This window comes from Acinetobacter sp. PC34, assembly GCF_051789135.1.
Classification (GTDB): Bacteria; Pseudomonadota; Gammaproteobacteria; order Pseudomonadales; family Moraxellaceae; genus Acinetobacter; species Acinetobacter johnsonii.
Map to the genome: position 1 here is coordinate 510,861 of NZ_CP196664.1, position 26,192 is coordinate 537,052.

At 41.3% G+C, this 26,192-nt stretch carries 23 protein-coding genes; 11 read left to right on the top strand and 12 right to left on the bottom strand.

Annotated elements, in window-relative coordinates; all coding sequences use genetic code 11:
- Window positions 1–20: 20 nt before the first annotated feature.
- Entirely contained in the window at window positions 21–410 is a 390-nt protein-coding gene (locus ACSC9N_RS02540; protein WP_286406669.1) for a cytochrome b562, read from the top strand.
- A 61-nt stretch (window positions 411–471) separates the two neighbouring features.
- Here ACSC9N_RS02540 and secB read toward each other — a convergent pair whose 3' ends face one another.
- The 4 genes from secB to rsgA form a co-directional block, all read right to left on the bottom strand.
- Window positions 472–921, bottom strand: coding sequence for a protein-export chaperone SecB (gene secB / locus ACSC9N_RS02545; RefSeq protein WP_004697631.1), 450 nt, complete (start codon window positions 919–921; stop codon window positions 472–474).
- A 27-nt stretch (window positions 922–948) separates the two neighbouring features.
- On the bottom strand, window positions 949–1,203 hold the full coding sequence (grxC, locus tag ACSC9N_RS02550; RefSeq protein ID WP_004697632.1) for a glutaredoxin 3: 255 nt from the start codon (window positions 1,201–1,203) through the stop codon (window positions 949–951).
- A gap of 19 nt (window positions 1,204–1,222) precedes the next feature.
- Window positions 1,223–1,630, bottom strand: coding sequence for a rhodanese-like domain-containing protein (locus ACSC9N_RS02555; protein ID WP_004697633.1), 408 nt, complete (start codon window positions 1,628–1,630; stop codon window positions 1,223–1,225).
- A gap of 97 nt (window positions 1,631–1,727) precedes the next feature.
- On the bottom strand, window positions 1,728–2,786 hold the full coding sequence (gene rsgA, locus ACSC9N_RS02560) for a ribosome small subunit-dependent GTPase A (protein WP_286406670.1): 1,059 nt from the start codon (window positions 2,784–2,786) through the stop codon (window positions 1,728–1,730).
- A gap of 124 nt (window positions 2,787–2,910) precedes the next feature.
- Here rsgA and orn point away from each other — a divergent pair, with 124 nt between their 5' ends.
- The 3 genes from orn to ACSC9N_RS02575 all read left to right on the top strand — a co-directional run bounded on the left by orn (window position 2,911) and on the right by ACSC9N_RS02575 (window position 5,306).
- Entirely contained in the window at window positions 2,911–3,465 is a 555-nt protein-coding gene (orn, locus tag ACSC9N_RS02565; protein ID WP_004697635.1) for an oligoribonuclease, read from the top strand.
- A 158-nt stretch (window positions 3,466–3,623) separates the two neighbouring features.
- Complete coding sequence (locus tag ACSC9N_RS02570) at window positions 3,624–4,358, top strand: Bax inhibitor-1/YccA family protein (protein ID WP_004697636.1); 735 nt, start codon at window positions 3,624–3,626, stop codon at window positions 4,356–4,358.
- 144 nt (window positions 4,359–4,502) lie between these two features.
- Window positions 4,503–5,306: an enoyl-ACP reductase FabI gene (locus tag ACSC9N_RS02575; RefSeq protein WP_004697637.1), complete on the top strand. Its 804-nt coding sequence runs from the start codon at window positions 4,503–4,505 to the stop codon at window positions 5,304–5,306.
- 94 nt (window positions 5,307–5,400) lie between these two features.
- On the opposite strand, the gene ACSC9N_RS02580 is transcribed toward ACSC9N_RS02575, so the two are convergent.
- Entirely contained in the window at window positions 5,401–7,023 is a 1,623-nt protein-coding gene (locus tag ACSC9N_RS02580) for a TIGR04141 family sporadically distributed protein (RefSeq protein WP_395475053.1), read from the bottom strand.
- 286 nt (window positions 7,024–7,309) lie between these two features.
- Between ACSC9N_RS02580 and ACSC9N_RS02585 the strand changes: the two genes are divergently transcribed.
- Window positions 7,310–7,726, top strand: coding sequence for a hypothetical protein (locus ACSC9N_RS02585; RefSeq protein ID WP_286406673.1), 417 nt, complete (start codon window positions 7,310–7,312; stop codon window positions 7,724–7,726).
- Window positions 7,727–7,750: 24 nt separating this feature from the next.
- On the opposite strand, the gene ACSC9N_RS02590 is transcribed toward ACSC9N_RS02585, so the two are convergent.
- From ACSC9N_RS02590 to ACSC9N_RS02620, 7 genes are all read right to left on the bottom strand, one after another.
- Complete coding sequence (locus tag ACSC9N_RS02590; RefSeq protein WP_395475054.1) at window positions 7,751–9,160, bottom strand: efflux transporter outer membrane subunit; 1,410 nt, start codon at window positions 9,158–9,160, stop codon at window positions 7,751–7,753.
- Window positions 9,161–9,169: 9 nt separating this feature from the next.
- Window positions 9,170–11,161 (bottom strand): MacB family efflux pump subunit, encoded by a 1,992-nt coding sequence (locus ACSC9N_RS02595; RefSeq protein WP_183175122.1) that lies wholly within the window; start codon window positions 11,159–11,161, stop codon window positions 9,170–9,172.
- Window positions 11,162–11,163: 2 nt separating this feature from the next.
- On the bottom strand, window positions 11,164–12,498 hold the full coding sequence (locus ACSC9N_RS02600; protein WP_094148273.1) for a MacA family efflux pump subunit: 1,335 nt from the start codon (window positions 12,496–12,498) through the stop codon (window positions 11,164–11,166).
- A 114-nt stretch (window positions 12,499–12,612) separates the two neighbouring features.
- Window positions 12,613–13,602 (bottom strand): DNA polymerase III subunit delta, encoded by a 990-nt coding sequence (gene holA, locus ACSC9N_RS02605; protein WP_010327542.1) that lies wholly within the window; start codon window positions 13,600–13,602, stop codon window positions 12,613–12,615.
- A 9-nt stretch (window positions 13,603–13,611) separates the two neighbouring features.
- The gene (locus tag ACSC9N_RS02610) at window positions 13,612–14,121 is read right to left on the bottom strand and encodes an LPS-assembly lipoprotein LptE (RefSeq protein ID WP_010327541.1); all 510 of its coding nucleotides are present in this window, start codon (window positions 14,119–14,121) and stop codon (window positions 13,612–13,614) included.
- A gap of 214 nt (window positions 14,122–14,335) precedes the next feature.
- Window positions 14,336–16,957 carry a leucine--tRNA ligase gene (gene leuS, locus ACSC9N_RS02615; protein ID WP_286406675.1) on the bottom strand — a complete coding sequence of 874 codons (2,622 nt, stop codon included), beginning with the start codon at window positions 16,955–16,957 and terminating at the stop codon, window positions 14,336–14,338.
- Between the two features lie 134 nt (window positions 16,958–17,091).
- Entirely contained in the window at window positions 17,092–17,436 is a 345-nt protein-coding gene (locus ACSC9N_RS02620) for a DUF4124 domain-containing protein (RefSeq protein ID WP_395475266.1), read from the bottom strand.
- Window positions 17,437–18,225: 789 nt separating this feature from the next.
- Here ACSC9N_RS02620 and ACSC9N_RS02625 point away from each other — a divergent pair.
- The 6 genes from ACSC9N_RS02625 (at window position 18,226) to ACSC9N_RS02650 (ending at window position 26,182) form a co-directional block, all read left to right on the top strand.
- Window positions 18,226–19,953, top strand: a complete 1,728-nt coding sequence (locus ACSC9N_RS02625; RefSeq protein ID WP_286406676.1) for an acetolactate synthase 3 large subunit — start codon at window positions 18,226–18,228, stop codon at window positions 19,951–19,953.
- On the top strand, window positions 19,950–20,441 hold the full coding sequence (ilvN, locus tag ACSC9N_RS02630; protein WP_004697653.1) for an acetolactate synthase small subunit: 492 nt from the start codon (window positions 19,950–19,952) through the stop codon (window positions 20,439–20,441). The genes ACSC9N_RS02625 and ilvN overlap by 4 nt, the downstream gene beginning before the upstream one ends.
- A gap of 105 nt (window positions 20,442–20,546) precedes the next feature.
- Entirely contained in the window at window positions 20,547–21,563 is a 1,017-nt protein-coding gene (gene ilvC / locus ACSC9N_RS02635) for a ketol-acid reductoisomerase (RefSeq protein ID WP_004983494.1), read from the top strand.
- 1,005 nt (window positions 21,564–22,568) lie between these two features.
- Window positions 22,569–23,081: a hypothetical protein gene (locus ACSC9N_RS02640; RefSeq protein WP_094148270.1), complete on the top strand. Its 513-nt coding sequence runs from the start codon at window positions 22,569–22,571 to the stop codon at window positions 23,079–23,081.
- A gap of 72 nt (window positions 23,082–23,153) precedes the next feature.
- On the top strand, window positions 23,154–23,858 hold the full coding sequence (locus tag ACSC9N_RS02645; protein WP_184118602.1) for a fimbrial biogenesis chaperone: 705 nt from the start codon (window positions 23,154–23,156) through the stop codon (window positions 23,856–23,858).
- Window positions 23,859–23,878: 20 nt separating this feature from the next.
- Window positions 23,879–26,182, top strand: coding sequence for a fimbria/pilus outer membrane usher protein (locus ACSC9N_RS02650; RefSeq protein WP_439036135.1), 2,304 nt, complete (start codon window positions 23,879–23,881; stop codon window positions 26,180–26,182).
- The last annotated feature ends 10 nt before the right edge of the window (window positions 26,183–26,192 follow it).

Below are 26,192 nucleotides of genomic sequence, written 5' to 3' on the forward strand. Positions count from 1 at the left end.
GCAAACTCATAGGAATAAGAATGAAAACATTATTAAAGGTTGTGCTGTTGAGCAGTGGTTTATGTTTGGCAGGACTTGCACAAGCGTCGGAAGTGCTAGAAGGTGCGATGAAATCTTTGGCGAAGAACTCAAAAGCTTTTGCTCAAGCCAAGACTGCCACAGAGGCGAATACCGCATTAACTGAAATGCAAAAAGCCGCGGCAACTGCCAAACAAAACAAGCCTGACAGTTTGGTGAAACAACCAAAAGACAGTGTTAAAGTGAAACAATATGAACAAAAGTTTGATGCATTAACTCAAGAAATTGAACATGCTCAACATTTGGTACAGGTAGGGAAACTTGCGGAAGCCAAACAAAGTTCAGCCAAGTTTGAGGCCATTAAGCAGCAAGGCCATAAAGCATTTAAATAATTCAGTACAATAAAAAAGACCGCAAAAGCGGTCTTTTTTTATGTTTGAAGGGCTTAAAGTTTTAAGCTTGACCTTCAACAGCAGCTGCTTGAGCACGCTGCATATTTGCTTCGAACTCAGCATCAAAGTTAATTGGTGTAAGCAACAATTGTGGGAAACTGCCTTTAGTCACCATATCATTCACCGCTTCACGAAGGAACGGGAACAAGATGTTCGGGCAATATGCACCTAAGATGTACGGAAGACGTTCTTCTTCAACACCATCTACAAGGAAAATACCCGCTTGAGTAACATCGACAATAAATGCCGTGTCGCCTGCATTGTTTGCTTGTACAACCACTTTAAGTGAAACTTCATAGTGAGTTGGATCAACTTTTTCAGCAGAAGATGACAAGTTGATGTTCAACTCTGGTTGCCATTCTTTGGTAAAAACTTGCGCCCCAGGGACTTCAAAAGAAATATCTTTTGTGTAAATACGTTCTAAAGCAAGTTGTGGTTGAGCTTCACTCATTTTCTAATCCTTAATATGCTGAGCTAATTATGCCAATAGTTGGTCGAGTTTGCCTTCACGCTCTAAAGCATAAAGTTGATCAAAACCACCAATAAATTGGTCATCAATAAAAATTTGTGGAACCGTACGGTGATTGGTGCGTTGCATCAATTCAATGCGGACTTCTGGCGCTTCTTTAGATAAATTAATTTCTTTATATTCGACGCCTTTACGCTCAAGGAGCTGCTTTGCGCGAACGCAATATGGACATACAGTCGTTGAGTAAATAGTGACTTGAGCCATGAGTTTCTCCTTGTGCGAATTATTTAGCTTTAACCAGTGGTAAGCCTTGAGCCTTCCAGTTGCTAATCCCGCCATCTAAACGATAGCTGTCAGTATGTGCAACTTGTTGTAAAGCGGTACCTGCCACTTGGCCTAAGTTACAGATGAACACGAGTGGACGATCTGCAGCTTTTAACTCTTCAGCATGTTTTGTAATTTGGCTGTAGGGAATGTTGCGACTTCCACTAATATGACCTTCACGGAAATCTTTGGCATCACGTAAGTCAATCAACATGGCATTTTTAGCTTTCACTAAAATACCTAAAGATTGTGGTGAAATTTTGCGACCATTGCGTTGTCCTTCAAGTACGAAAAACAAAACAACCAATACCGCAAGTGTTCCAAATAAGAAGGGGTGATTCCCCATAAACTCGAACCAACGTTCCACAAGTCACCTAAATTACAATTCAAAAATTGCTAGAGAGTATAGCTCATAAAATATGGTGATCAAAATCACCGCTTCAAGGGCTAAGGTTGAATAAAAATTAATTTTTTTGCTGAGCTTCAGCAATTTCATCAATCAGACGTAAATAGCTGTCTAAACGGCGCGTTAAAATTTCACCATTTGCCGCAGCTAAGCGTAAAGCGCATTGTTTTTCATGTTTATGGGTACAGTTACGGAACTGACAGTAGCCCAATAAGTTTTCAATTTCAGGAAAGCCACGTTGCACTTTGTCGGTATCTAAATGCCATAAACCAAACTCACGAATTCCCGGTGAGTCAATCAGCGAGGCGCCTTCGCCAAAACCAATCAAACGGGTAGAGGTCGTGGTGTGCTGCCCTAAGGCTGAGTTTTCAGAAATCACATTGGTTTTCTGTGCAGCGTCTGGCACGATGGCATTAATCAGCGTGCTTTTACCAACGCCAGACTGACCGACAAAGGCCACAGTTTCATTTTTTAAACGCTGGGTCAGTGCTGTTAAGTCACCATCGGCTTGTGTTTGCATCACTTCATAGCCTAAGGCTTGATATTCCGCAATCAACGCTAAAATCGGGTCATTGTCTTTGAGCAAATCGGTTTTGTTCAGTACCAAAAGTGCTGGAATGTTGGCATCGGCACAGGCTACCAAATAACGGTCAATCAGACCTGGTGCAGGCTCAGGCAGTGGCGCAAACACAATTACAATCAGGCTGATATTGGCAGCGACAGGTTTTACTTTATGGTAACGGTCTGGACGAGTCAGTAGCGACTGACGTGGCTGTATGGCATTGATGATCCCGAGCCCCGTATTTGGGTCGGCTTGCCATTTAACACGATCACCTGTGACCAGTAGTTCGAGGTTGGTGCGTGTATGACAGCGCCAAATGCTGCCGAGTTCAATCGGTTTCCAAAACGGTTCAGGTTCGCCTGCTTGTACCGTTGGTTTAATGGGATGTGGATCTGGAGTCGTAAGGGCTTGCACTTCAAGCTGACGGCCGTAGTGTTGTACCACCAAGCCTTCTAAATCATTTGAAGTGTCGATATCTTCTTGACGTGTTTGCTGTTGTTTCTGAATGCGACGTTGTTGCTGTTCAGTTAAACGACGTTTACGAATTAAAGCCATTCATATCCTAAAAAACCATGAATTCAAGATGGCAAAAATAGCACGAAGCAGGGTATCAGTTACAGCATCGAAGCAATTAATTTGCTACTATCATCGTTTTTAAGCCGAATAAGATTGCACATTTATGAGCAGCACCGCTGATACGCGTTTGATTTGGATTGACCTTGAAATGACAGGTCTCGATACTGATAATGACCAAATTATTGAAGTTGCTACAATTGTGACGGATGATAACTTAAATATTTTAGCTGAAGGGCCTGTGCTTGCTGTTCATCAGCCAGACCGTGTGCTGAATGCAATGGATGAGTGGAACACTCGCCAACATGGTCAATCAGGCTTAATTGAACGTGTACGTCGCAGTAAATTGACTGCGCAAGATGCGGAGCAGCAAACTTTAGAATTTCTAAAAAAATGGGTCAATCCAAAAAGCTCACCGATGTGTGGCAATTCAATTTGCCAAGACCGCCGTTTTTTACACCGTTTAATGCCTGAAATGGAACAATATTTCCATTATCGTAATTTAGATGTGTCTTCGGTAAAAGAGTTGGCTAAACGCTGGCGTCCAGAAATTATGAGTGGCTTGAAAAAGAATGCTTCACACTTAGCGATGGATGACATTCGTGATTCGATTGCGGAACTGAAGTATTATCGTGAATACTTTTTTATTATGAATAAATAAGTAGTAAAGAAAGAGGCGCTAGCCTCTTTTTTATTGAAATCGAATAGAATAGAGCTGAGGGTATTTGTATAGAAAAAAGAAACACTTTTTTGCTATACAAGTTTAAAACAAGCTTTATGATAAAGTAAATTAATTAAATTATAACAAAGAGTTGAGTTATGCAAAGTAATAACCCTATTTTGAATCGCGTGGAAACACATGCGGACTATAGTCAACCGATGACTGTTCAAGGTGCCATTCAAAAGTCTGTATTACTTACAGTGATTGCAGCTGTGGTCGGTATGGCACTGTTTTTATACTGTTTCATGACCTTAAATATTTCACTGGCTTATGCTGCAACCTTAGTCGGTGCGATTGGTGGTCTAATTTTAGGCCTGATTGCAACTTTTAAACCAAATACCGCACGTACCCTTGCCATTCCGTATGCCTTGTTTGAAGGTGCTTTTTTAGGTGGGGTATCGGTCATTTTCCAATTGAAATATCCGGGTGTACCTTTACAAGCGTTGTTGGCAACTTTTGTCACCACTTTAGTGATGTTTGGCCTGTATCGTTTTCAAATTATTCGTGCCACTGAAAAATTCAAATCGGTAGTGATGTCAGCATCGATTGCCATCGCGATTGTGTTTGTGGTGCAGATGGTTATGCGTTTGGCTTTTGGTTCAAGCATTCCATTTTTATTTGAAAACAACTTATTAGGTCTAGGTTTTGCCGCTTTTGTTGCAGTGATTGCATCACTGAACTTAATTCTAGATTTTGATTTGATTGAAAGTGCTGCGGCACAACACGCTCCGAAAGCGATGGAGTGGCTGTGTGGTATTGCGCTACTAGCAACTTTGGTGTGGATGTACTATTCATTCCTACGTCTACTCAGTATGCTGCGTGGCGACGACTAATCTCCTTAGTTTTAACAAATACGCCCCTTCATTGGGGCGTATTTGTTATTGAATGTTGATGAATTGAAAAAAGGCGCATTATGCAATTTCGGTTTCAACTTAAACTTGGCATTATGCAGATAAATTATTTTGAGTGAGAGTCACATGGCACAAGGACTATTGGCTGGAAAGCGTTTTTTAGTAGCGGGTATTGCAAGTAAATTATCAATCGCATTTGGTATTGCTCAAGCACTTCACCGTGAAGGTGCGGAACTTGCGTTTACATATCCAAATGAAAAACTGAAAAAACGTGTAGATGAATTTGCAGCACAATTTGGCTCAACGATTGTTCTACCATGTGATGTGGCTGTCGATGCTGAAATTGAACAAACTTTTGTTGAATTGGCAAAACACTGGGATGGTTTAGACGGTGTGGTGCATTCGATTGGTTTTGCGCCTGCGCATACCTTGGATGGTGACTTTACCGATGTAACGGATCGTGATGGTTTTAAAGTGGCACATGACATCAGTGCATATAGCTTTATCGCTATGGCGCGTGCTGCGAAGCCATTACTTTTAGTTCGTCAAGGTTGCTTGTTGACCTTGACTTACCAAGGTTCTGAGCGTGTGATGCCAAACTACAACGTGATGGGTATGGCGAAGGCGTCGCTAGAAGCGGGCGTACGTTATTTGGCATCAAGCTTGGGTGCAGAAGGGATTCGTGTAAATGCGATTTCAGCAGGTCCAATCCGTACTTTGGCGGCATCAGGTATTAAGTCGTTCCGCAAAATGTTAGATGTAAACGAAAAAATTTCACCACTTAAACGTAATGTGACCATTGAAGATGTGGGTAATGCTGCATTATTCCTTTGCTCACCTTGGGCAAATGGTATTACGGGTGAAATCATGTATGTTGATGCAGGTTTCAACACTGTAGGCATGAGCCCAGACTTGATGCTCGATGACTAATTAGATTTATCTAAATTATTTGATAAAGCCGCTTTTATAGCGGCTTTGTTTTTTTAGGAGATGGATGAAACTATAAAAAACTATTACATTCAGATTATATGCTATTACGTACTACCTTTTCGGCTCCAGCAATTTTGACTGTATAGCCTCTCTGTGAAAGATTGTCGAATACACGAGTCAAATTAACTTTACTGAAAAAAGGAAGGTTCTCTTTGACACTGACATTAGTGTCACCCAAGATCAAAAATACAATTTCATAGTCCGTGCTTTTCAATCCGTCGAGTGGAACGAGCTCACGAGCATCAGGAGCAACACGGTACAATACCTTCCGTGCTTCCTTTCTAAATACTCTGTCGCCGAGCATGACTTCTGCCGATACACTACCTTGCGCGAAGAGGTGGCTTAAACCTGCTGATCCACCTTTTCTGTGTTTGACGTGAATAAGTTGTTTGTCTTTCGTCAAAAGGTCACATAGCTCGATAGGTGATGTAGTTTTTGAACATTTCACAAGCCTCTTATCTAATAAATAACAGTCCAAGTGACCAGCTACCCGCTCATTATAAGAGCCTTCCGTCTCTATCTTATTCTTTTCCTCTTCCTCCCAAACTTCAATACATGGAAATGCAATATCACTCAGATTAATCAAGGCTAACGTGGAATCAATGCCGCTCATGAAAGACTTATCAATTTCGTACCAATTGCCACCGAAAATTACATTTTTAGTATTACCGCCATCCAACTCGAAATATAGACAGTTATAGACCGAATAATTGGACTCGTTATCGTGTATATCTGTGATGTAAAGTCGGTCTGTGCAAATGGATTTGATAGATAGTGAATCGGGATTAATGTTCTCAAGATATGTGCTAGTGTCGATGGTCGGTGATAGCTCTCGCTTGGATCGGGTGAAGCTGAAACCAAGCACTGAGTCCCATTCGATGAACTCGGGCAATGTGATAACGATAGAAGTATCTTTAGCCTTCACCGCTTCAAGTAATAACTCATCCAAAGCCGAAATTGATGCTGTATCTTTCACACGCCTGATGTTGTCCACCCAGCCAAACGAATCTTTATAAAGCTCTAACTCATAGTATTCAAGAATTTGTGCTGCAATCTGCGGAATCTCTTCCACCAACATTTCTAGGCCAAATGAATAGATCGCATCGCCACCAGAAATATTGTTGTACCTGACATCTGCTCTAGGGGAACCAGTGACTGCGCGAAGTACATCTCGAAATATATCAATGCCAAATACGCTGGCTTCTGAACCTCGAGTTGCTTGGGATTTCTTTTGAATTGGTTGATCTTCAAGTGTGTGAAGATCAACACTACGTAAGCTCTGATGATTAAGCGTATTTAACGCTGTTTTTAGCCCAAAATCCTGTTCGAAATACCCTATGTTAAGAAGAAATCGACCATATCCAAAAGTAAATGCGAGCACTTTGCCATTAACACGAATCAGTAGAACCGCAGAACTAGACTTATTCGAAAGCTGACCTATTTCCCTACCGACGATTGCATCTGTCAGCTGCGCCCAGCGCGGTCGCTTTTCTTGGGAGTTTTTTATGTAAAGAACACCTTCAAAGCCGTGCTGTTCCAAAATATCCAACTGAGTAACGTCTGCATCTTCGCTAAGAAACTCTCTGAAATCAGTTGCTCCATATTCAGCTTTTGCTAGCAAGGTGTTTAGGTATCTATATAGTTTTTGATCTGGCATATTTCCCCTATAATGAATAATTATAGTTATACGGTATGACATCATATAACCAATTGGATTTTCTATGTTATTTGGGTTTATTTTAATCAGAATATAAAACCGTGCTATTTACGTCAATACATAAACGATTTTCAATTTAGTATTTATCTATCTATTCGACAAGAATAACTAATCATTTGTCATCGAATATTTTATATGCTAATAAATCCTAGTTTTTGTTGAATTAAAATTCTAAAGATAATGTCGATAAAAATATAATTTTTAGCTTTCGGGGTAGGGAAAAAGCGTGAAAAAGATAACTGTTGTTTTTGGATTAGTCACTCTTCTTTCACTTCAAGGTTGTGCCGCAGTGATGGCGAGTAACCAGCCACATAAAAAGAATTTGACGGTTTTAGAGGTTGGAAAACATCGTAATTATGTGATTTCTGAATTGGGTGCACCAGTTACTTCAGAAACCGTCAATGGAGAGCGTAAAGAGATTTATACTTTCCAACAAGGCTACTCAAAAGCAGCCAGAATCAGTCGTACGTTATGGCACACGACTGCGGATATTGTCTCGATTGGTCTATGGGAAGTGATTGGCTCTCCAGCCGAGATGTATTTCGATGGTCAGCAACTTTCGTATGAAGTTGTTTTTGATGATCAGGACAATATTAAACGTATTCACCAGATCCAGAATAATCCAGATCTGGTGAAAGAATAACAGAGCAAAACCATAGCGCTAGGACTATTGTTTTACTAGTTCTTTTACAGGACTTCCACCCAAGGCTTGCATCAACGTCACATAAGCGTTGTATTGGCTTTGTTTGGTATTGACCAAAGTTAAGCGCGCAGTGCGCGTGGTTTCCTGTTGATCCAACAAGGTTTTTAAAGCCACGGCACCATAGCGATAACGCACTTGGGTCAACCGTTCCACTTTTTCAGCCAGTTCTAAATTACGCTGTTGCAATTGTACCTGTTGACTGAGTTCAGTACGTGCTGACAATGCATTTTCCACATCGGCAAAGGCTTGGTACAAGGTCTGACGATATTGCACGATGGCTTTTTCATAGTCCAATTGGCTAATCGCAAGGTCGCGTTTCATGTCGTTATATTGCAAGAACGGCAGACTTAAACTTGCGCCTAAGGTTAGGGCTGGGTTCTTGAGCAATTGCGTTAGTGAGGTACTGCTTGAACCAAGATTTCCAGTCAAACTGATCGAAGGATAATAGCTCGCCGTGGTGGCATCTTTGGTCGCTAAACTCTCACGTAAACGTAGCTCAGCCGCTTTTAAGTCTGGGCGGCGCGACAAAATGTCGGCAGGTAAGCCCGCTGCGATACTTGGCAAAGCTAAGCGTGGTAAACGCTGAGGTTCATCAATATTCAACTGCTGTACAGGCATATGCAGTAACACTGCAATTGCGGTACGGGTCTCGACCAAACTTTGCTGAATTTGACTCAGACTGGCTTTTTGACTTTGTACTGACTGTTCAGCTTGGGTTAAGTCCAGTCCTGATACAGCCCCAGCTTGATACTGAACTTTAACCAAGTCATACAGTTTTTGTGAGGTCGCAAGGCTTTGCTCGGCCGTTGTACGGCTTTCATTATAATAGGCCAACTGCCAATATAATTTCGCCGTGGTGCCAATTAAACTTTGAGCAGTGGCTTGCAAATCTTGCTCAGTTGCCAGTGCTTCCCATCTCTTTGCTTCAGTTTGGCGGGCCAATTTACCAAATAAATCGACTTCATAACTTAAGCCAGCACCCAAAGACAGACCACTTGAGCTGTCATTGCCTGAGTTTAAGTCAAACTGATGGCCTGTAGACACCGTAGAGTTCACCCGTGGCTTTTGCTGATTCTCAGCCAGTTCTGCTTGTAAGCGCGCTTGTTTTAAGGTCATCCCTGCAACGGCCAAATCAGCATTTTTTGCGAGCACAGCATCGACCAGTTGATTGAGTTGTGCATCGCCAAATAACGTCCACCATTGATCGGCATAGAGGGCTTGTTGACGTTGTTGTGATGTTGCTTTGTCGTATTGAAACTGAGTCGGCGTCTGTACTGCTGGTGCTTGATAAGGGGTTTTAACCACAGCTATACAGCCAACCAAAGTGCTGCCAAGCAGCATCGCGGTACAAAGGCGCGTTAATAAAAAAGGCATATTTTTTCCTTATTCTCTGGCAAGTGCTGCAACAGGGTCGAGTTTGGCTGCATTTTTTGCAGGCAAGAAACCAAACACCACACCAATTAAAGTCGAGCATACAAATGCGGCGATAATAGACGTGGTTGAGTAAGCAACCCCGAAATTGCCCCCAGCAAATTTTTGAATGATTTGTCCTAGACCCAGCGAGAGCAACACGCCTAAAACCCCACCAATCAGGCAGACTAAAATGGCTTCAATTAGGAACTGCTGCAAAATATCACTTTGACGCGCACCCACTGCCATCCGAACTCCAATTTCTTGCGTGCGTTCGGTCACTGAAACCAACATAATATTCATTACACCAATACCGCCCACCACCAAAGAAATCACGGCAATCGCAGAAACCAGCAGAGTCATGGTACTGGTGGTCTTTTCAATGGTTTGGCGAATACTGTCGCTGTTCATGGTGAACACATCTTGTTGACCATGGCGCAAGGTGAGTAAGTTCACAATTGCGTTTTCAGCCGCGCTAGTGGAGTACTTATCATTGATTTGCACCACGATATTGCGCACATTACTTTGACCGAGCATACGACTCATGACCGTGGTATAGGGCATATAGACATTCAAAGTATCATCGGAACCCATGGCACTGGTTTGTGGTTCGACTACACCAATAATTCGTGCAGGGACACTTCCTAAAAGTACGACCTGCCCAATCGGACTGCTACCATCACTAAAAAACTGTTTTTGTGTGTTGGTGTCAATGACCACGTCTTGAGTACGGTCGCGGACACTTCGCTGGTCAAAGGTTTGTCCATTTTTGAAGGTCAGGCCTTTCACTGTGAAATAATCGCCACCGACACCATTAATGGTGGCATTGGCTTCACTTTGTTGATAGCGAATGGTTTTAGATGAACTCACCATTGGACTGACCGCACTCACATACGGTTGGGTGGCGAGCGCTTCAGCATCGGCAGGAACAAGAGTTTTAAAGTTGGCCGTTTTGGAGTTGTCACCAAAACCACGACCTTGGAACACCGTAATGGTGTTGGTTCCTAAACTACTGATGTTACTTAAAATCTGTTGTTGTGATCCATTTCCTAAAGCCACTACTGTCACGACGGAGGCAATCCCGATAATAATGCCGAGCATGGTCAAAAAGGTTCGCATGCGGTGTGCATTCATGGACAAAATTGCCATACGAAAGGCTTCACCTAAACGGTCGAGTAAGGAACGCCATGCGGAAACACTTTTATTTTTTTCTTGCTGGGCAGAAATCGCAGTTTCTGCATCAGGGTCACTGTGTAGTTCAGTGTCGTGCTCAGGTTGATTGACACGGTCTGCAATGATTTGCCCATCGCTGATCTCGATAATCCGCGAGGCATTTTTTGCCACTTGCATATCATGAGTGACCAAAATAATGGTATGGCCTGCGGCATTTAACTCACGCAAAATCCGCATCACTTCCACGCCACTATGCGAGTCTAGGGCACCTGTCGGTTCGTCAGCGAGAATGACATCACCGCCATTCATCAAGGCACGTGCAATCGAGACACGTTGTTGCTGCCCCCCAGAAAGTTGACTTGGACGGTTTTGAGTTTTATTGCCCAGCCCTAATTCTGTCAGTAAAGCAGTGGCACGTTGTTTACGTGCATACGGTGTTGCCCCTGCATAAACCGCAGGGACTTCAACATTACCTTCTGCGGTTAAGTCGCCTAAAAGGTGGTAACGCTGGAAAATAAAACCAAAATACTCACGACGTAATTCGGCCAATTGATCCGGTTCGAGTTTGCCAGTTTCGCGACCATTGACCTGATAACTCCCAGAGGTCGGGCGGTCGAGACAACCCAAAATATTCATCAGGGTCGATTTACCTGAACCCGACTGGCCGACAATGGCAACCAATTCACCTTCGTAAATGGTCAGATCAATGCCTTTGAGAATTTGGACAGTACTTTCGCCAGCTGGAAACTCTCGCACCAAATTGCTGACTTCAAGCAAGGCTTTTTTGGTCATGCTTACATTCCCATTGGTGGACTGTTACGACGGCGGTTGCTGCTATTGGCAGAAGCGGCAGTATTCTCCGAACTGTCTGCAATCACCACTTGATCACCTTCTTTTAAGCCTGCAAGCACCTGTGCATTGACGCGGTTATTGATACCCACCAAAATTTGTTTGGGTTGAGCTGAGCCATCCGCTTGTAAGACACGGACTACGCTCAGCGTAGCTTTACCTTCTTTGACCAATTGTTGTTGCGCTGCATTTAAATTTAGACGTTCAAGTCGCGGACCTTGAGGTCGGTCTGAGTCCGATTTGCTTTGTGTCGATGACGCTGCTTGCGTATTTGAACCGCTGTTCCGCTTTGCATTTGCAGGACGAATGGAAATTGCAGAAGAAGGGACTAATAACGCATTTTTTGCAGAATCGAGCACGATGTAGACTTGTGCAGTCATATCAATACGTAGCTTGCCATCATGGTTGGGTACATCAAATAGAGCATTGTAGTAAATTGCGGTGCTGGTTGATGTGCTGGTGGTACTTTCATCGGTAATCGAGTCTGGCGCGGGCTCAACTTGACGTAAGCTAGCATAACGCTTGCTGTCATCACCTAAAGTGGTGAAATACACCTGTTGGCCTTTTTCAACTTTCATGATGTCCGCTTCACTGACCTGCGCCTTAATGGTCATGTTTTGCAATTTTGCAATTTTAACAATAGTCGGCGCACTTTGATTGGCGTTTACAGTTTGACCTTCCTCAGTCACGATCGCCACCACAGTACCATCAGTAGGTGCCACAATGCGGGTATAACCGATATTGGTTTGTGCTGTCGACTTGGTTACTTTTGCAGATTCAATCTGTGCATCAATGGCTTTAATCTGTGCTTGTGCTGTTTTATAGCTGGCCTCAGCCGATTCTAATTCTGCTTTTGATGTAGCATCTTGTGCATACATTTGTTGTTGACGCTTATATGCCAGTTGCGCCTCATTAAGACTGGCTTCTTGTTGTAGACGCTGCGCCTGCAAATTTTTAATATTGGCTTCTGCTGTTTTAAAGCTGTTTTCTTGGGTGGTTGAATCAATCTGTGCAATCAATTGACCTTGTTTAACTTCATCGCCCAGTTGCACATACATTTTCTGTACTTGACCTGAGACCTGTGCGCCGACACTCACCAGTTTGGTTGCATCTAAAGTACCTGTCGCCAATACCGTATTTTCAAGATCACCACGAGTGACGGATTCGCTAATATACTGTGGTTGTTCTTGTTTTGGTTTGAAATATGTCCACGCGACATAAGCAAGTACGGCAACACACAGTACCGCGATAACCATTTTGACAGCTTTTATTTTTTGCATTGGAATCAGGGAGTAAACAAATTGCAGATAGTATAAAAGCGAAATACGGATAAATCGTGAATTTTTTGAACAAATAGAAATGATTATTATTTTAAAAAGACTCGTTGCGGTAATTTAAGCGGGAAAGAGTGACTTTCCACACAGCGTTGCAATGGCTTGCATCACGATATGTTCCGCATTTTCATGCCCCAAACCTTTGATCGAAGCATCGATGCGAAGCAGGAGACTGGGCCACGTTAAAAAGCACTGCGGATTCAGCCGACGTAAGGCGTGTTGATAGACGCTGACTTTATTCTTCCAAATCCCCAGTTGCAGTGCATTTTGCGGTTGCTCAAACAGTTGCATGAGTAAACGCATTTCTTTACTGATGCTCCACAAAATCAAACTGAGGGGTTCACCTGAGGCAATCAGGTATTGGTAAATTTTAATCGATTGCGCCAGATTGCCTTCGAGCAGAGCATCACTTAAATCGAAAGTACTATAGCGGGACTGATCTTGTAAGCAGGCATGTAAATGATCAATCTGAATCAGCTCAACCTCGGCAAAGGTGTCGCTGACACGCATTAAGCTATTTTTAGCTGCGAGTAAGTTGTGTTCATGGTGTTGTTCTAACCACTGCCATGCATCCTGACTCAGTTTAACCCCAAGCTTATCTGCTTCAATGCTTAAAATCTGCTGACGGTCACGCGGATAATTCGCGGTCAGGGCAACATGCACACCATTGGCTTCAACCGTTTGAAAAAATCCCGTTTTTAGGCTGGCGCTGTCCTGTTTTGGCATCACCACCAAAAGCAAATTCTGTTCATTGCTTTGGATATAGCTTTTTAGCAACTTTAAAGCATTAGCATCGGGCTTAATATTACCATGAACCTCAATGGCAAGCTGACTTGAAAATAAGGACAAACTATTGAGTGCATTAAAGACATTTTTCCAGTCATTGACATTGTTGATGTCATGCCGTTGTCGTTCAATCTCTTGCTTTTGCCAACTTGCTCGAAAGGCATCCAGTAAATTTTGCTCAAGCAATGGTTCTTGACCTTGCATAATCCACGCGCCGCGAGCTTCATCGACACGTTTTAGGGCCTGCAAATAGTCAAGTTTCATTGTTAAACCTTACTGCTGTGCTGGTGGTAGGCGGTTCGAAGAAATCTGACGCACAATTTGCTGAGCGACATCATCTACGATGACTTGATTCAAGTAGTATTTCTCTTGGTCATCGGTGTTGACGGTTTCAACGTTGTATTGATAACTACGCGTTGCAACTACGGTTCGTGGTTCAGTGATTGGACGGCCTTGGGCATCTTCAATACGGAAGGTGACATTGAGGCGCAATAACACTTCAATCAGTTTGCCGTTCAACTCTAAACGCTGCGGTTTATAATCTAGCACGCGAAGCACATAGGCATCTGAACCACTGCTCAGCTGTACACCCGACGCACCTAAATAAATGGCCAATTTTTCATGCAATTCATCGGAGTTCTTCGGAAGCACCAAATTCATTTTTGAATAAGCAATCGGTGTTGCGCTTGGATTGGTGCCTTTTAAATGAAAGCCACACCCGACCAAGCCAGCACTTAGGCCACAAGTTAAAACAATAGCTGCCAAACGTTTGCCTAAATGCATGTGTTGTCCTCTGTTTGCTCTTTTTGATAAAAGAAAAATAATATGTCGTGATTGTATGTGCAAAGCCCGTTGACTGGCAACGGGCTTTGTTTGGGTTTTGTTTATCGTTTTCAGTTCCTTCTCCCTTAGGGAGAAGGTTAGGATGAGGGGAGTTTACCTCTCCCTAGCCCTCTCCTTGAAGGAGAGGGAACTTAAGAAGGAGTTTTAAAGCTTTTTAAACCACCAAATTCACTAATTTATTTGGCACCACAATTTCTTTCTTGGTTGGACCAGTCAAGAATTGTTGAACTTCTGGCAATGCTTTAGCCAGTGCAAGCAATTCATCTTTCGATGTATCGACAGACACTTCTAATTTGCCACGCAGTTTACCATTCACTTGAACCACAATCGTTTGCGTATTACGTGTGAGTGCAGATGCGTCCACAGTTGGGAACAACACGCTGGTTAAGTCCAGTCCAAATTCAGCCAATAAAGTTTGGCTTAAATGTGGTGCAAATGGTGCAAGTAAAGTTAAAAGTGTCGTAATCGATTCGCGAGCAACCGCAACATCGTTATCATTTTTCGCTTCAAATTTGTTGTTCGCATTCAACAGTTCCATCATCGCTGCAATAGCCGTGTTAAAGGCATGGCGGCGTTCGATGTCATCACCCACTTTTTGAATGGTTTCATGCGTTTTACGACGTAAGTCTTGTGCTTCTGTAGACAATTGAGCGGTATCAATAACAGAGGCTGTATTGCCTTTTTCAAGGAAACTTGCAACCAAACGCCATACACGTTTCAAGAAACGGTTTGCGCCTTCCACACCTGCATCAGACCATTCAAGAGATTGATCTGGTGGCGCTGCAAACATCATGAACACACGTGCCGTATCTGCACCGTACTGATCAATAATGGCTTGTGGGTCGATACCGTTATTTTTCGATTTCGACATTTTCTCTTGGCCGCCAACAATCACGTCTTGACCATCACCTTGGTATTTTGCAGACAGAATACGACCTTTTTCATCACGTTCGAGGTTGATATCCGCGGGGTTAAACCAAGTTTTCTTGCCTGATTCAGCTTCACGGTAATAAGTGTCTGCCAAAACCATACCTTGAGTTAACAGGTTGGTAAATGGTTCATTGCCTTGCACTACACCTTCATCACGCATTAGCTTGTGGAAGAAACGTGCATAAAGTAAGTGCAGAATCGCGTGTTCAACACCACCGATGTATTGATTTACTGGAAGCCATGTTTGAGCAGCTTCGGGTTTAACTAAACCATCAGTAAAATCAGGAGATGCATAACGTGCATAGTACCAAGATGATTCTACAAAGGTATCTAAAGTATCAGTTTCACGACGTGCTTCGCCACCACAGCTTGGGCAAGAGGTTTGATAAAACTCAGGCATCTTGTTCAATGGGTTACCCGAGCCATCAGGTACGACATCAGTCGGTAAGACCACTGGAAGTTGCTCTTCAGGTACAGGAACCTGACCACATTTTTCACAGTTGATCATTGGAATTGGGCAACCCCAATAACGCTGACGCGATACACCCCAGTCACGTAAACGGAACTGAACTTTCGTGCTTGCAAGAGTTGTTGGTTCTAATTTCGCAAGGAACGCATCATAAGCAGCTTGGAAGTCTAAACCGTCAAATTCTGCTGAATTGACCAATTTACCTTCTTTAGAGCCGTACCATTCTTGCCATTGCGCAGCATCAAAGTCTGCATCGTCTGCACCTTGAGCATCAATCACTTGTTTAATGGTTAAGCCGTATTTATTAGCAAATTCAAAATCACGTTCGTCGTGTGCAGGTACAGCCATCACTGCGCCAGAGCCATAAGACATCAACACGTAGTTGGCAATCCAAACAGGAATTTCTTCGCCAGTGACAGGATGCTTCACAGACAGACCTGTTGCCATGCCTTTCTTTTCAGCAGTGGCAAGGTCAGCTTCAGCCACAGAACCCATACGGCATTCTTCAATAAATGCTTTAAGTTCAGCATTATTTTCCGCAGCTTTCAGCGCCATTGGATGTTCTGCTGCAACTGCAACATAAGTCACACCCATTAAGGTGTCAGCACGTGTGGTGAATACAGTAAGGCCGTCTGCGTAAATTTCAGGATTCGCTGAAGGGAAGGTGATATCCATTCCTTGTGAGCGACCAATCCAGTTACGTTGCATGGTCAAGACTTGTTGTGGCCAACCGTCTTTTAAGGTATCTAAATCGTCTAATAATTCTTGTGCATAGTCGGTAATGCGGAAGTAATACATTGGAATATCACGTTTTTCAACCAATGCACCTGAACGCCAGCCACGACCATTTTCAACTTGTTCATTGGCAAGTACAGTCTGATCCACAGGATCCCAATTTACGGTAGATAATTTACGGTAAATAAGGCCTTTTTTATAAAGTTGCACGAACAACCACTGTTCCCAGCGGTAGTATTCAGGGGTACACGTTGCAAATTCACGATCCCAATCGACGGATAGACCTAATTTTTTTAATTGGTCACGCATATATGCGATGTTTTCAAAGGTCCATTTTGCAGGTGCAACTTGGTGTGCAATCGCAGCGTTTTCAGCAGGTAAACCAAAAGCATCCCAACCCATTGGTTGCAGGACGGTTTCCCCTTTGAGACGGTGGAAACGACTGATGACATCACCAATGGTGTAGTTACGCACATGACCCATATGCAGTTTGCCACTTGGATAAGGGAACATCGAGAGGATATAACGACGTGGACCTTCTACAGAGTCGGCAACTTTAAAGGCTTTACGAGCTTCCCAGTCTTGTTGGACGGTAGGTTCAATCGCGCTCGCTTGATATTCAGGGTCAATGTGAGTAGTCATATACGTATGTAGAACAATGGTTAAAAAGTTTGTTGCACAGCATAGCGCAAAATGCACCTAAAAGTGAATTTTGCGCTATGTTTTGTGCAGGAAATTAAACAAGCTGAAAATATATCTGGAACCGTACGGAATGATTAAACCGCAGGGCGGACTTGTTGGCCTTGTTGAAGTGCTTCATTCGCTTCACGTCGTTGATTTTCTAAATCAACCGCTGGTGCTGGGGCTGCGCTTGGTACAGCATTGGGGGGAGCTGGTACGGTATTTGGCATATTGGCAGGTGGGGGTGCTTCCGGTGAAGCAGCTTGTGGCGAATTTTTCCAACCATAGGTATCGACTTTGCCTTTTTTCTTTGCTGTTTTGGGTGGAGGTGTCGTGGTGTAATGTGTCGAGCCTTGGCTATCAACCCACTTATAATACGTCTTGGCAAAGCTTTGTGTACTGCCCATTGCAAGCCCCATCCCCACCAAACATGCTGCCATTTTTGCAAACTGAATACTCATCTACCATTGTCCTTTTTATATCCGTAATCATTGGATTTTATCGGGTTTATCGTTGTCGTTATTTTATGCCAATTTTAGAGCAATAAGCATTATTTGATGCATTTTTCATCTGAGTTTTTTGAAATATTTTGCAGGCCAAATCCTCAGTTTAATACGTGAAATATGCGTTATGACACAGTATGAAAATAAGATGGTTATGCTAAAACTTGATGAACAAATGCTGATCTATATTTAAAACTGAAAAAATCTGAGATAGATGTTGGATTTAAATTTGGGTGAATATCTTATTAAACTTATTTATGGGTTTTATTATGTTTTTTTATTAATAAATTCAGTGAAATAGAAATCTATTTGTTTTTGCACTAAAAACCAAGAAAAAGCAGCTCAGTTTTCTTTGTCCGCGATGAATAAAAAACAAACGCTCTGTAAATAAACAAAAAAAAGCTAATTTTTAAACTTGACTTTAGTCACGAAACTCCTAAAAATGCTGTCTTTAGTTTTATATGCCTTTACTCGATCACCCTTCGATAAAGTGTCATTTCATGCAATGGACACGCTTTCTAGCCGAGACCGTGAACAAAGTAAAAAAATGTGTTTATCCCAACACGTTTTAGATCTCATATTGCTCAAACAGCATACAGATCAGAATTTTTTCCTATTGCTATGAAAACTAAGAAATATGTGTGCTATAACAGTGCAGACAATCAATGAATGAAACACTGCTGGTGCCTTCCACCATTGCAGTGATAAAGATTAGGGTGAATCACGTTGGAACTTTTATCTGGTGGTGAAATGCTCGTTCGCGCATTGGCGGACGAAGGCGTTGAACATGTATTTGGATATCCAGGCGGCGCAGTTTTACATATCTACGACGCGTTCTTTCAACAAGACAAAATCAATCATTACCTCGTGCGCCATGAACAAGCTGCTGGTCATATGGCAGATGCTTACTCACGCGTAACAGGTAAGACGGGTGTGGTCCTCGTGACTTCAGGTCCGGGTGCAACCAATACTGTGACTCCAATTGCAACGGCTTATATGGACTCAATCCCAATGGTGATTTTGTCAGGTCAGGTTGCGTCACATTTAATTGGTGAAGATGCATTCCAAGAAACAGATATGGTCGGTATTTCTCGTCCGATCGTAAAACATAGTTTCCAAGTGCGCCATGCCAGCGAAATTCCTTCGATTATTAAGAAGGCATTTTATATTGCAGCTTCTGGTCGTCCGGGTCCAGTTGTGGTCGATATTCCAAAAGATGCAACCAATCCTGCTGAGAAATTTGCTTACGAATACCCAGAAAAAGTGAAGATGCGTTCGTATCAACCGCCGCATCGTGGTCACTCAGGTCAAATTCGTAAAGCGATTGAAGAGCTGATTCACGCTAAACGTCCTGTGATTTATACTGGCGGTGGTGTGGTTCAAGGTAATGCTTCTGCACAGTTAACTGAACTGGCGCACATTTTGGGCTTCCCAGTCACCAATACCTTGATGGGGCTTGGTGCATTCCCAGGCAATGATCCACAGTTTATTGGCATGTTGGGTATGCATGGTACGTATGAAGCCAATATGACTATGCACAATGCTGATGTTATTTTGTGTATCGGTGCGCGTTTCGATGACCGTGTAACCAATAATCCAGCAAAATTCTGTCCAAATGCCAAAGTGATTCATATTGATATCGACCCTGCGACGATTTCAAAAACCATCATGGCACATATCCCGATCGTGGGTGCGGTAGAACCTGTCCTTCAAGAAATGTTGACACAGTTGAAACAAATGAATGTGTCTAAACCAAATCCTGAAGACATGGCTGCTTGGTGGGCGCAAATCAATGAATGGCGTAAAGTTCACGGCATGCGTTATGAGTCAGGTACAAATGGCGTAATGAAACCACAACAAGTGGTGGAAGCTCTGGATAAAATCACCAATGGTGAAGCGATCATTACTTCTGACGTAGGTCAGCATCAAATGTTTGGTGCGAACTATTACAAGTATAAACGTCCACGCCAATGGATTAACTCAGGTGGCCTAGGCACCATGGGTGTGGGTTTACCCTATGCAATGGCGGCGAAATTGGCTTTCCCTGATCAACAAGTGGTTTGTATCACGGGTGAAGCATCCATCCAGATGTGTATCCAAGAATTATCAACATGTAAGCAATATGGCTTAAATGTGAAAATTCTTTGCTTGAATAACCAAGCCTTAGGCATGGTGAAGCAGTGGCAAGATATGAACTATGAAGGACGTCACTCAAGTTCTTATATCGATTCATTGCCTGACTTCCCTAAATTGATGGAAGCGTATGGTCATGTAGGTATTCAGATTAACCATGCCGATGAGCTTGAGTCTAAGCTTGCAGAAGCAATGGCAATCAACGATAAATGTGTATTCATCAACGTTATGGTTGACCGTACCGAGCATGTTTATCCAATGCTTATTGCAGGTCAGTCAATGCAAGATATGTGGTTAGGTAAAGGGGAGCGCACGTCATGAGACACATTATCTCTGTACTTGTAGAAAACGAAGCTGGTGCGCTTTCTCGTTTGGTGGGTTTATTTTCTCAACGTGGTTATAACATTGAGACCTTAAACGTTGCGCCAACCGAAGATCCGACCTTATCTCGTTTGACATTAACGACTTATGGCGATGACCATAAAATTGAACAAATCACCAAACAGCTCAACAAATTGGTTGAAGTGGTGAAAGTGGTTGATCTGTCTGAAGGTGCGCACATTGAGCGTGAGTTGATGTTGATTAAAGTCAAATCACTTGGCTCAGCACGTGCTGAAATTAAACGAACTGCGGACATTTTCCGTGCGCAAATTGTTGATGTCACCCCAACGACCTACACCATTCAAATCGCGGGTACGACTGAAAAAATTGATGGTTTTATTGATGCACTCGCAGAGAACACCATTCTGGAAGTTGTGCGCTCAGGTGTTTCAGGCATCGCGCGTGGCGAAAAAGTTTTAACCATTTAATTAATTAACACGATTCAACCTCCTTTTGAGAAAGAGGAGGATTTCATCAAACAATAAACCCCTTGATGGAATTACAGAATACCAAGCATTTTAGCGGAGACAGCAATGCAAATTTTTTACGATAAAGACTGCGACTTATCTATCATCCAATCTAAGAAAGTAGCGATCATTGGTTACGGTTCACAAGGTCACGCACACGCGCTTAACCTTAAAGATTCTGGTGTAGACGTAACTGTAGGTTTACGCGCTGGTTCTACTTCTTGGAAAAAAGCTGAAAATTCAGGTCTTAAAGTTGCTGAAGTTCCTGCTGCTGTAGCACAAGCTGACGTAGTCATGATCTTGACTCCAGATGAGTTCCAATCACAACTTTACCGTGACGTGATCGAGCCAAACATTAAAGAAGGCGCGACTTTAGCATTTGCTCATGGTTTCTCTGTTCTTTACAACCAAGTAGTTCCACGTGCTGACCTTGACGTAATCATGGTTGCACCAAAAGCACCAGGCCATACTGTACGTTCTGAATACCAACGTGGTTCAGGCGTTCCTGACTTAATCGCGATTCATCAAGATGCGTCTGGTAATGCACGTAACCTAGCACTTTCTTATGCTTCAGGCGTAGGTGGTGGTCGTACAGGTATTATCGAGACTTCTTTCCGTGAAGAAACTGAAACTGACTTATTTGGTGAGCAAGCAGTTCTTTGTGGTGGTGCAGTAGAACTTGTGAAAATGGGCTTCGAAACTTTGGTTGAAGCAGGTTATGCGCCTGAAATGGCTTACTTTGAATGCTTACACGAACTTAAGTTAATCGTTGACTTAATGTTTGAAGGTGGTATCGCGGATATGAACTATTCAGTGTCAAACAACGCTGAATATGGTGAGTACGTAACTGGCGTTGAAGTAATCAACGAACAGTCTCGTGAAGCGATGCGCAATGCACTTAAACGTATTCAATCTGGTGAATATGCAAAAATGTTCATTAACGAAGGTGCGTTGAACTACCCATCAATGACTGCGCGTCGTCGTCAAAACGCAGCGCATGGTATTGAGGTAACAGGTGGTAAGTTACGCGCGATGATGCCTTGGATTCAGGCAAACAAGATCGTCGATAAAGAAAAGAACTAAGGTTACGTTACGTGCCTTTAAAAAAGGGAAAACAATGCTTTCCCTTTTTTTTCGTACCTTAGATTTAAGCAAACAAAATTGTAGATAAAAAAGAACTAAGTTTCTAATCTAGCTTATTTTAAGTAATAAAACCCTGCTTCGGTAGGGTTTTTTATTGATCTACTATCATGTTTTATGTAGGGCAAAGCTATTAATTAAAAAAATGTGAGTATAAATAGGGCCATGATATGGCTATCGGTACACAGCTATAAGTTGATCTTACCCGTGTTCAAAATCGTTATATGGAGTCCACGTTTATTTCATTTCAGTGCTAGATATATGGGCACCATATATCGTCAAAAAACTATTGGATTAATAACGTATCCATGGGCTTTATTGCAATAAATGAAACTCTCAAAAAAGTGTACCTATCATTACGTTTGGGTTTTTAGTGTGAGTTTTTGATTTCTAAAATAGTAGGTCATGTAAATTTAAGGCTTGATTATGTGATTTTAGTCATATTGTTCAATCACTGAAATTGGGTAAATAGCATGTGAATAAACTTTGGATTTTAGCAAGATGATCGACCTGAATTGAAAAATTTATGGAAATGTAAAGTAAAAAAAAGATGAAAAATGAATTTTTTAGCGATTTAAGAAATTATTCAACTGAAGATGTAATGAAATGTAAAAGTGAATTTCTAATATAAAACAGAGATCTATTTAAAATATAAAAAAGGACTAAAATTGTGTATCACTGAAAGTGGTGTAACTGTTTTTAGGGATTTATAAAGTTAATAAATAAATAAAATAGAAATAAAAACATTATTTTAATTTTATTTTTTTGGAGTTTTAAAGTTGGTCCTCTATTTGAGTGAAAAAGGGTGCATAGGTGGTTTTTTGTACAGAACAATTAGAATAAACACACACTTAAGAAAAGCTTGGTAGCCATGCAAGGCCCAGTTTGATTAAGGGTAAACACCATAACAATTAATTTGGTTTAGAAGAAAAATCTCGGAGAATAGCTATGAATAAAATACTTCAAGCATCATTAGTTGCAACACTATTAGGTGCAGGTTCTACAGCCCTTTATGCAGATGATGATACAGCATCACGCCCTAGTTATAACTGGGGGAACTGTACTTCTCTAGGTTGTGAAAAAGATATTCCTATTAAATTAGAAATCCCTAAAAAATGTGAAGTGCTTGGCGGTAGTGCCATTACGCTGAATAAAAATGGTGGAACACAAAGTTCAAATTACACTGTACGTAGTAATACGCACTATACACTTAACATTCAAACAGCGAACACAGGTACAAGTGCAAGTACTTATGTTAAACATGAGGACGATGGCAGTGTTCGTGTACCAACAACAATTGTTACAAATAAAACAGGTGGCGGTGTAATTCCATTTGGTAACTCAAATCACAATGGTCTAGCTGATGATGTATATTCTGTATCTGTTACAAATGCAGCAGTAAGTGCCTTCCAACGTGCGGGTACATACAACGATACTTATAAAATTAAAGTTTACTACTAATCTGGTTAAACTAAGCCTAACTTGATCACAGTATCAGGTTAGGTTTTTTAAAATTATAATAAGGGGCGTAACATGAAAAGAATAATACCAATTCTGGTGTCTTCGATGCTGTATATGTCGGGAACACATGCTGGTGTTTCAGTTGACCCAGTCCAAATGTATATTCAAAATCCCGCAAAGCAAAGAACAACAACATTAACCCTAGAATCTAAAGATGAGACAGAAAAGCGAATTTTTGAAGTTAAAGCATTTAAGTGGACTCAAAAAGATAATGGTGAAAATGTGCTTGAGCCTGACAATAGTTTAATTATTAACCCTAAGAATTTTATTTTACAAGCCAATGGCAAGCAAACCATTCGTATCGGTTTTAATCGTCCGGTAGAGTCGGTTTTAGAAGGGCAACAAGAAGGGACATGGCGTGTGATGGTTGATGAAATTCCACAGGCTGTAAAAGAATCTTCAGTAAATTTTCTGGTTAGCTTTAATTTACCCCTCTTTGTTGGTAAGCAGGAAGATGTTAAACTAAATTTCAACGTTGAAAATAATAAACTCGTTGTTAAAAATAACGCGAATTCGCATATTCAAATTGCAAATTTGAAGATTGTCGATGCTAATAAAAAAGAAGTTTTTAAAACGGAAACTATGAGTTATTTGCTTGCAAATAAAAGCACGTCCTATGATTTAAACAATACACGAATATCAAATCCTAAAAACTATTATGTTCAATTGTTTACTGATAAGAACGATAAAATGGTGGAACTCAAATTCTCGGATTAGTCTGAGGTGGGGAGTTTATGATGAATACGAAAATAAGAATACTTATCGTTATTCATATTTTTTTTGCACTAAATGTGAATGCCAGTGAAGCTGTGCTGGAAGAAAATATTGCAAATTTATGGATTAATGATTTAGATCATCATACGGATGTTGCCTTATTAAAAGAAGGCGATCAATACTATATTGAATGTAATATACTGGCAGAACGTCAAATTACAACGAGCCAATTAAAAACGCTCTCCTCTCGGCCAGAGTTTTGTTCAGTGTCATCAGGAGTAATTCAGTCAGCGTTTGATGACTCATCACAATCCATTAAATTGACTATTCCTACAGACTCTTTTGAATCTGATTTTAATAACTTAAATGCAAGTGTTATTCCAGAAAAAGCCAGTTTTGGTGGTTTCATAAATTATGATTTTCTTTATGCAAATAGTAATTCTAATAACTCATATAGTGGACTTATGGAGCTAGGGGTTTTCAAAGATTATTGGATCATGAAAAACTCGATGTTGTATCAGAATACCCCCACTGATGAGCGGGTGGTTCGCCTAAGTAGTAGTGTCGATTTTGAATTTCCTAAACATATGACCCGCTTAACGATAGGGGATACTACAACTACATATAACCCTTTGATTAATTCTTTACGTTTTGCAGGTTTAAATTGGGGGACGAATTACACTGAAAGACCAAATTTTGTGTACTGGAATATGCCAAGCTTACAAGGGAGTGCGCGCGTTCCTTCTACTGTTGACTTATATATAAATGGCGTAAATATTTATAATCAAAAGGTGAGCCCTGGTGATTATAACTTACTGATGGGGGCACAAATCCAACAGGCAGGTAATGCGCAAATTGTAGTTGAGGATGTACTCGGGAATCGAAGTGTACAAAGCTTTCCTATTATGGTGACCAATAGACTATTACGATCTGGTTTGCATGAATATAGTGTTGCAGCAGGTAAACTTCGTTATAACTATAATTTGGATAGCAGTGATTATAGGGACTTCTTTGTGAATACTTATTTTCGCAGAGGTATGTCAAACTCAACTACGTTAGGAAGCAATTTATCTTACAGTAAAGATATACAAAATATAGGCTTCATGTGGACACAAGCGATTAGTAATATTTTTGTTCTCGATAGTGTTGTTCTTGCTTCTCATGATGATGAAAACCAATTTAATTATTCCTATGGGTTATCCGCAAGTAAAGACTTTGGTCGATTTTCAATGGGGGCGAGTTCAAAATATACAGAAAAAGATTTTAAATTTTTAGGAGATGAGTTAGGTGCCAATTCTAACTATCCGAAGTTTGAAAATCTTGCATATTTTGGTATGAGTAATGTGCCCTATTTACATAATCTAAATATTAACTATGCAGAACAAAAATACTATGAAAATCCTGAGTTTCCTAATAGTAACCAAAAGGTAATAAATGTTGGGTTTAATCGGAATTTTGGTCGTCGAATTTCATTTGGTTTAAGCTATTTCAACTCTTTTGGTGACAGGAAAGACTCAGGCGGCATTCTTTCACTTAGCTACAGTTTTGATAATAAGTCCGTTTACTTTAGTCAATCAGCTGACCAAAATACAAATCTCCAGTTGGTGAAATATGATTCCAATCAAGTCGGTTTCGATTATTCTCTTGGCGTAAACCGTCGTAGTGAAGATACGATGTTTAACTTTAATGGTGTTGTTAAAACAGATGTAGGAGATTTAGATTTCTATCATGTGCAGGGTCGTAAAGATCGTGAATCACAGTTAAATTATCGAGGAGCAGTTGTTTGGTTGGGTAATAAAATCAGTTTTACTAAAATGGTTGATAACGCATTTACTCTAGTCAAAGTAGGGGATTATCAAGATATTGATATTTTAAGATCGCTGACCTATGTTGATAAAACCAATAAAAAGGGGTATGCCTTTATTCATGATGTTATTCCTTATGTTAAATACGACATTGCATTTGATCAAAATCAACTACCTATCGAAGATAAAATACAGTATTCAAGCAAACAATTAACAGCTTTAAATCAACGCGGTTATATCATCAATTTCCCAGTATTCCATGCGAAACAAGTCACTGTTAAACCAGTAGACAGTAACAATCGGTCTTTTGCTGCTGGTTCGGAGCTTTATATTGATAATAATGGTGAAGGAGAGGTTTATCCGATTTCTACCGATGGTAGCGTAACGCTTTCTGGTTTGATTCCGGGAATATATAAGATACAAATTAAAACTAAAGAAGCACGCAGTTGTTCGGCAGAACTTACAATTACAGATACTAAGAATGATGACAACTCATCAGTACTGGATCTTCAGTGTAAATAAATGGAGTAGA

What these genes read in the sequence shown, in the direction of transcription:
- ACSC9N_RS02650 (WP_439036135.1), top strand. Translation starts at nt 23,879, where the DNA reads ATGAATACGAAAATAAGAATACTTATCGTTATTCATATTTTTTTTGCA.
- grxC (WP_004697632.1), bottom strand. Translation starts at nt 1,203, where the DNA reads ATGGCTCAAGTCACTATTTACTCAACGACTGTATGTCCATATTGCGTT.
- ACSC9N_RS02620 (WP_395475266.1), bottom strand. Translation starts at nt 17,436, where the DNA reads ATGGCAGCATGTTTGGTGGGGATGGGGCTTGCAATGGGCAGTACACAA.
- ACSC9N_RS02580 (WP_395475053.1), bottom strand. Translation starts at nt 7,023, where the DNA reads ATGCCAGATCAAAAACTATATAGATACCTAAACACCTTGCTAGCAAAA.
- ACSC9N_RS02595 (WP_183175122.1), bottom strand. Translation starts at nt 11,161, where the DNA reads ATGACCAAAAAAGCCTTGCTTGAAGTCAGCAATTTGGTGCGAGAGTTT.
- leuS (WP_286406675.1), bottom strand. Translation starts at nt 16,957, where the DNA reads ATGACTACTCACATTGACCCTGAATATCAAGCGAGCGCGATTGAACCT.
- ACSC9N_RS02590 (WP_395475054.1), bottom strand. Translation starts at nt 9,160, where the DNA reads ATGCCTTTTTTATTAACGCGCCTTTGTACCGCGATGCTGCTTGGCAGC.
- ACSC9N_RS02570 (WP_004697636.1), top strand. Translation starts at nt 3,624, where the DNA reads ATGCAAAGTAATAACCCTATTTTGAATCGCGTGGAAACACATGCGGAC.
- ACSC9N_RS02575 (WP_004697637.1), top strand. Translation starts at nt 4,503, where the DNA reads ATGGCACAAGGACTATTGGCTGGAAAGCGTTTTTTAGTAGCGGGTATT.
- ACSC9N_RS02600 (WP_094148273.1), bottom strand. Translation starts at nt 12,498, where the DNA reads ATGCAAAAAATAAAAGCTGTCAAAATGGTTATCGCGGTACTGTGTGTT.
- ACSC9N_RS02610 (WP_010327541.1), bottom strand. Translation starts at nt 14,121, where the DNA reads ATGCATTTAGGCAAACGTTTGGCAGCTATTGTTTTAACTTGTGGCCTA.
- secB (WP_004697631.1), bottom strand. Translation starts at nt 921, where the DNA reads ATGAGTGAAGCTCAACCACAACTTGCTTTAGAACGTATTTACACAAAA.
- ilvC (WP_004983494.1), top strand. Translation starts at nt 20,547, where the DNA reads ATGCAAATTTTTTACGATAAAGACTGCGACTTATCTATCATCCAATCT.
- holA (WP_010327542.1), bottom strand. Translation starts at nt 13,602, where the DNA reads ATGAAACTTGACTATTTGCAGGCCCTAAAACGTGTCGATGAAGCTCGC.
- ACSC9N_RS02540 (WP_286406669.1), top strand. Translation starts at nt 21, where the DNA reads ATGAAAACATTATTAAAGGTTGTGCTGTTGAGCAGTGGTTTATGTTTG.
- ACSC9N_RS02640 (WP_094148270.1), top strand. Translation starts at nt 22,569, where the DNA reads ATGAATAAAATACTTCAAGCATCATTAGTTGCAACACTATTAGGTGCA.
- orn (WP_004697635.1), top strand. Translation starts at nt 2,911, where the DNA reads ATGAGCAGCACCGCTGATACGCGTTTGATTTGGATTGACCTTGAAATG.
- ACSC9N_RS02645 (WP_184118602.1), top strand. Translation starts at nt 23,154, where the DNA reads ATGAAAAGAATAATACCAATTCTGGTGTCTTCGATGCTGTATATGTCG.
- rsgA (WP_286406670.1), bottom strand. Translation starts at nt 2,786, where the DNA reads ATGGCTTTAATTCGTAAACGTCGTTTAACTGAACAGCAACAACGTCGC.
- ilvN (WP_004697653.1), top strand. Translation starts at nt 19,950, where the DNA reads ATGAGACACATTATCTCTGTACTTGTAGAAAACGAAGCTGGTGCGCTT.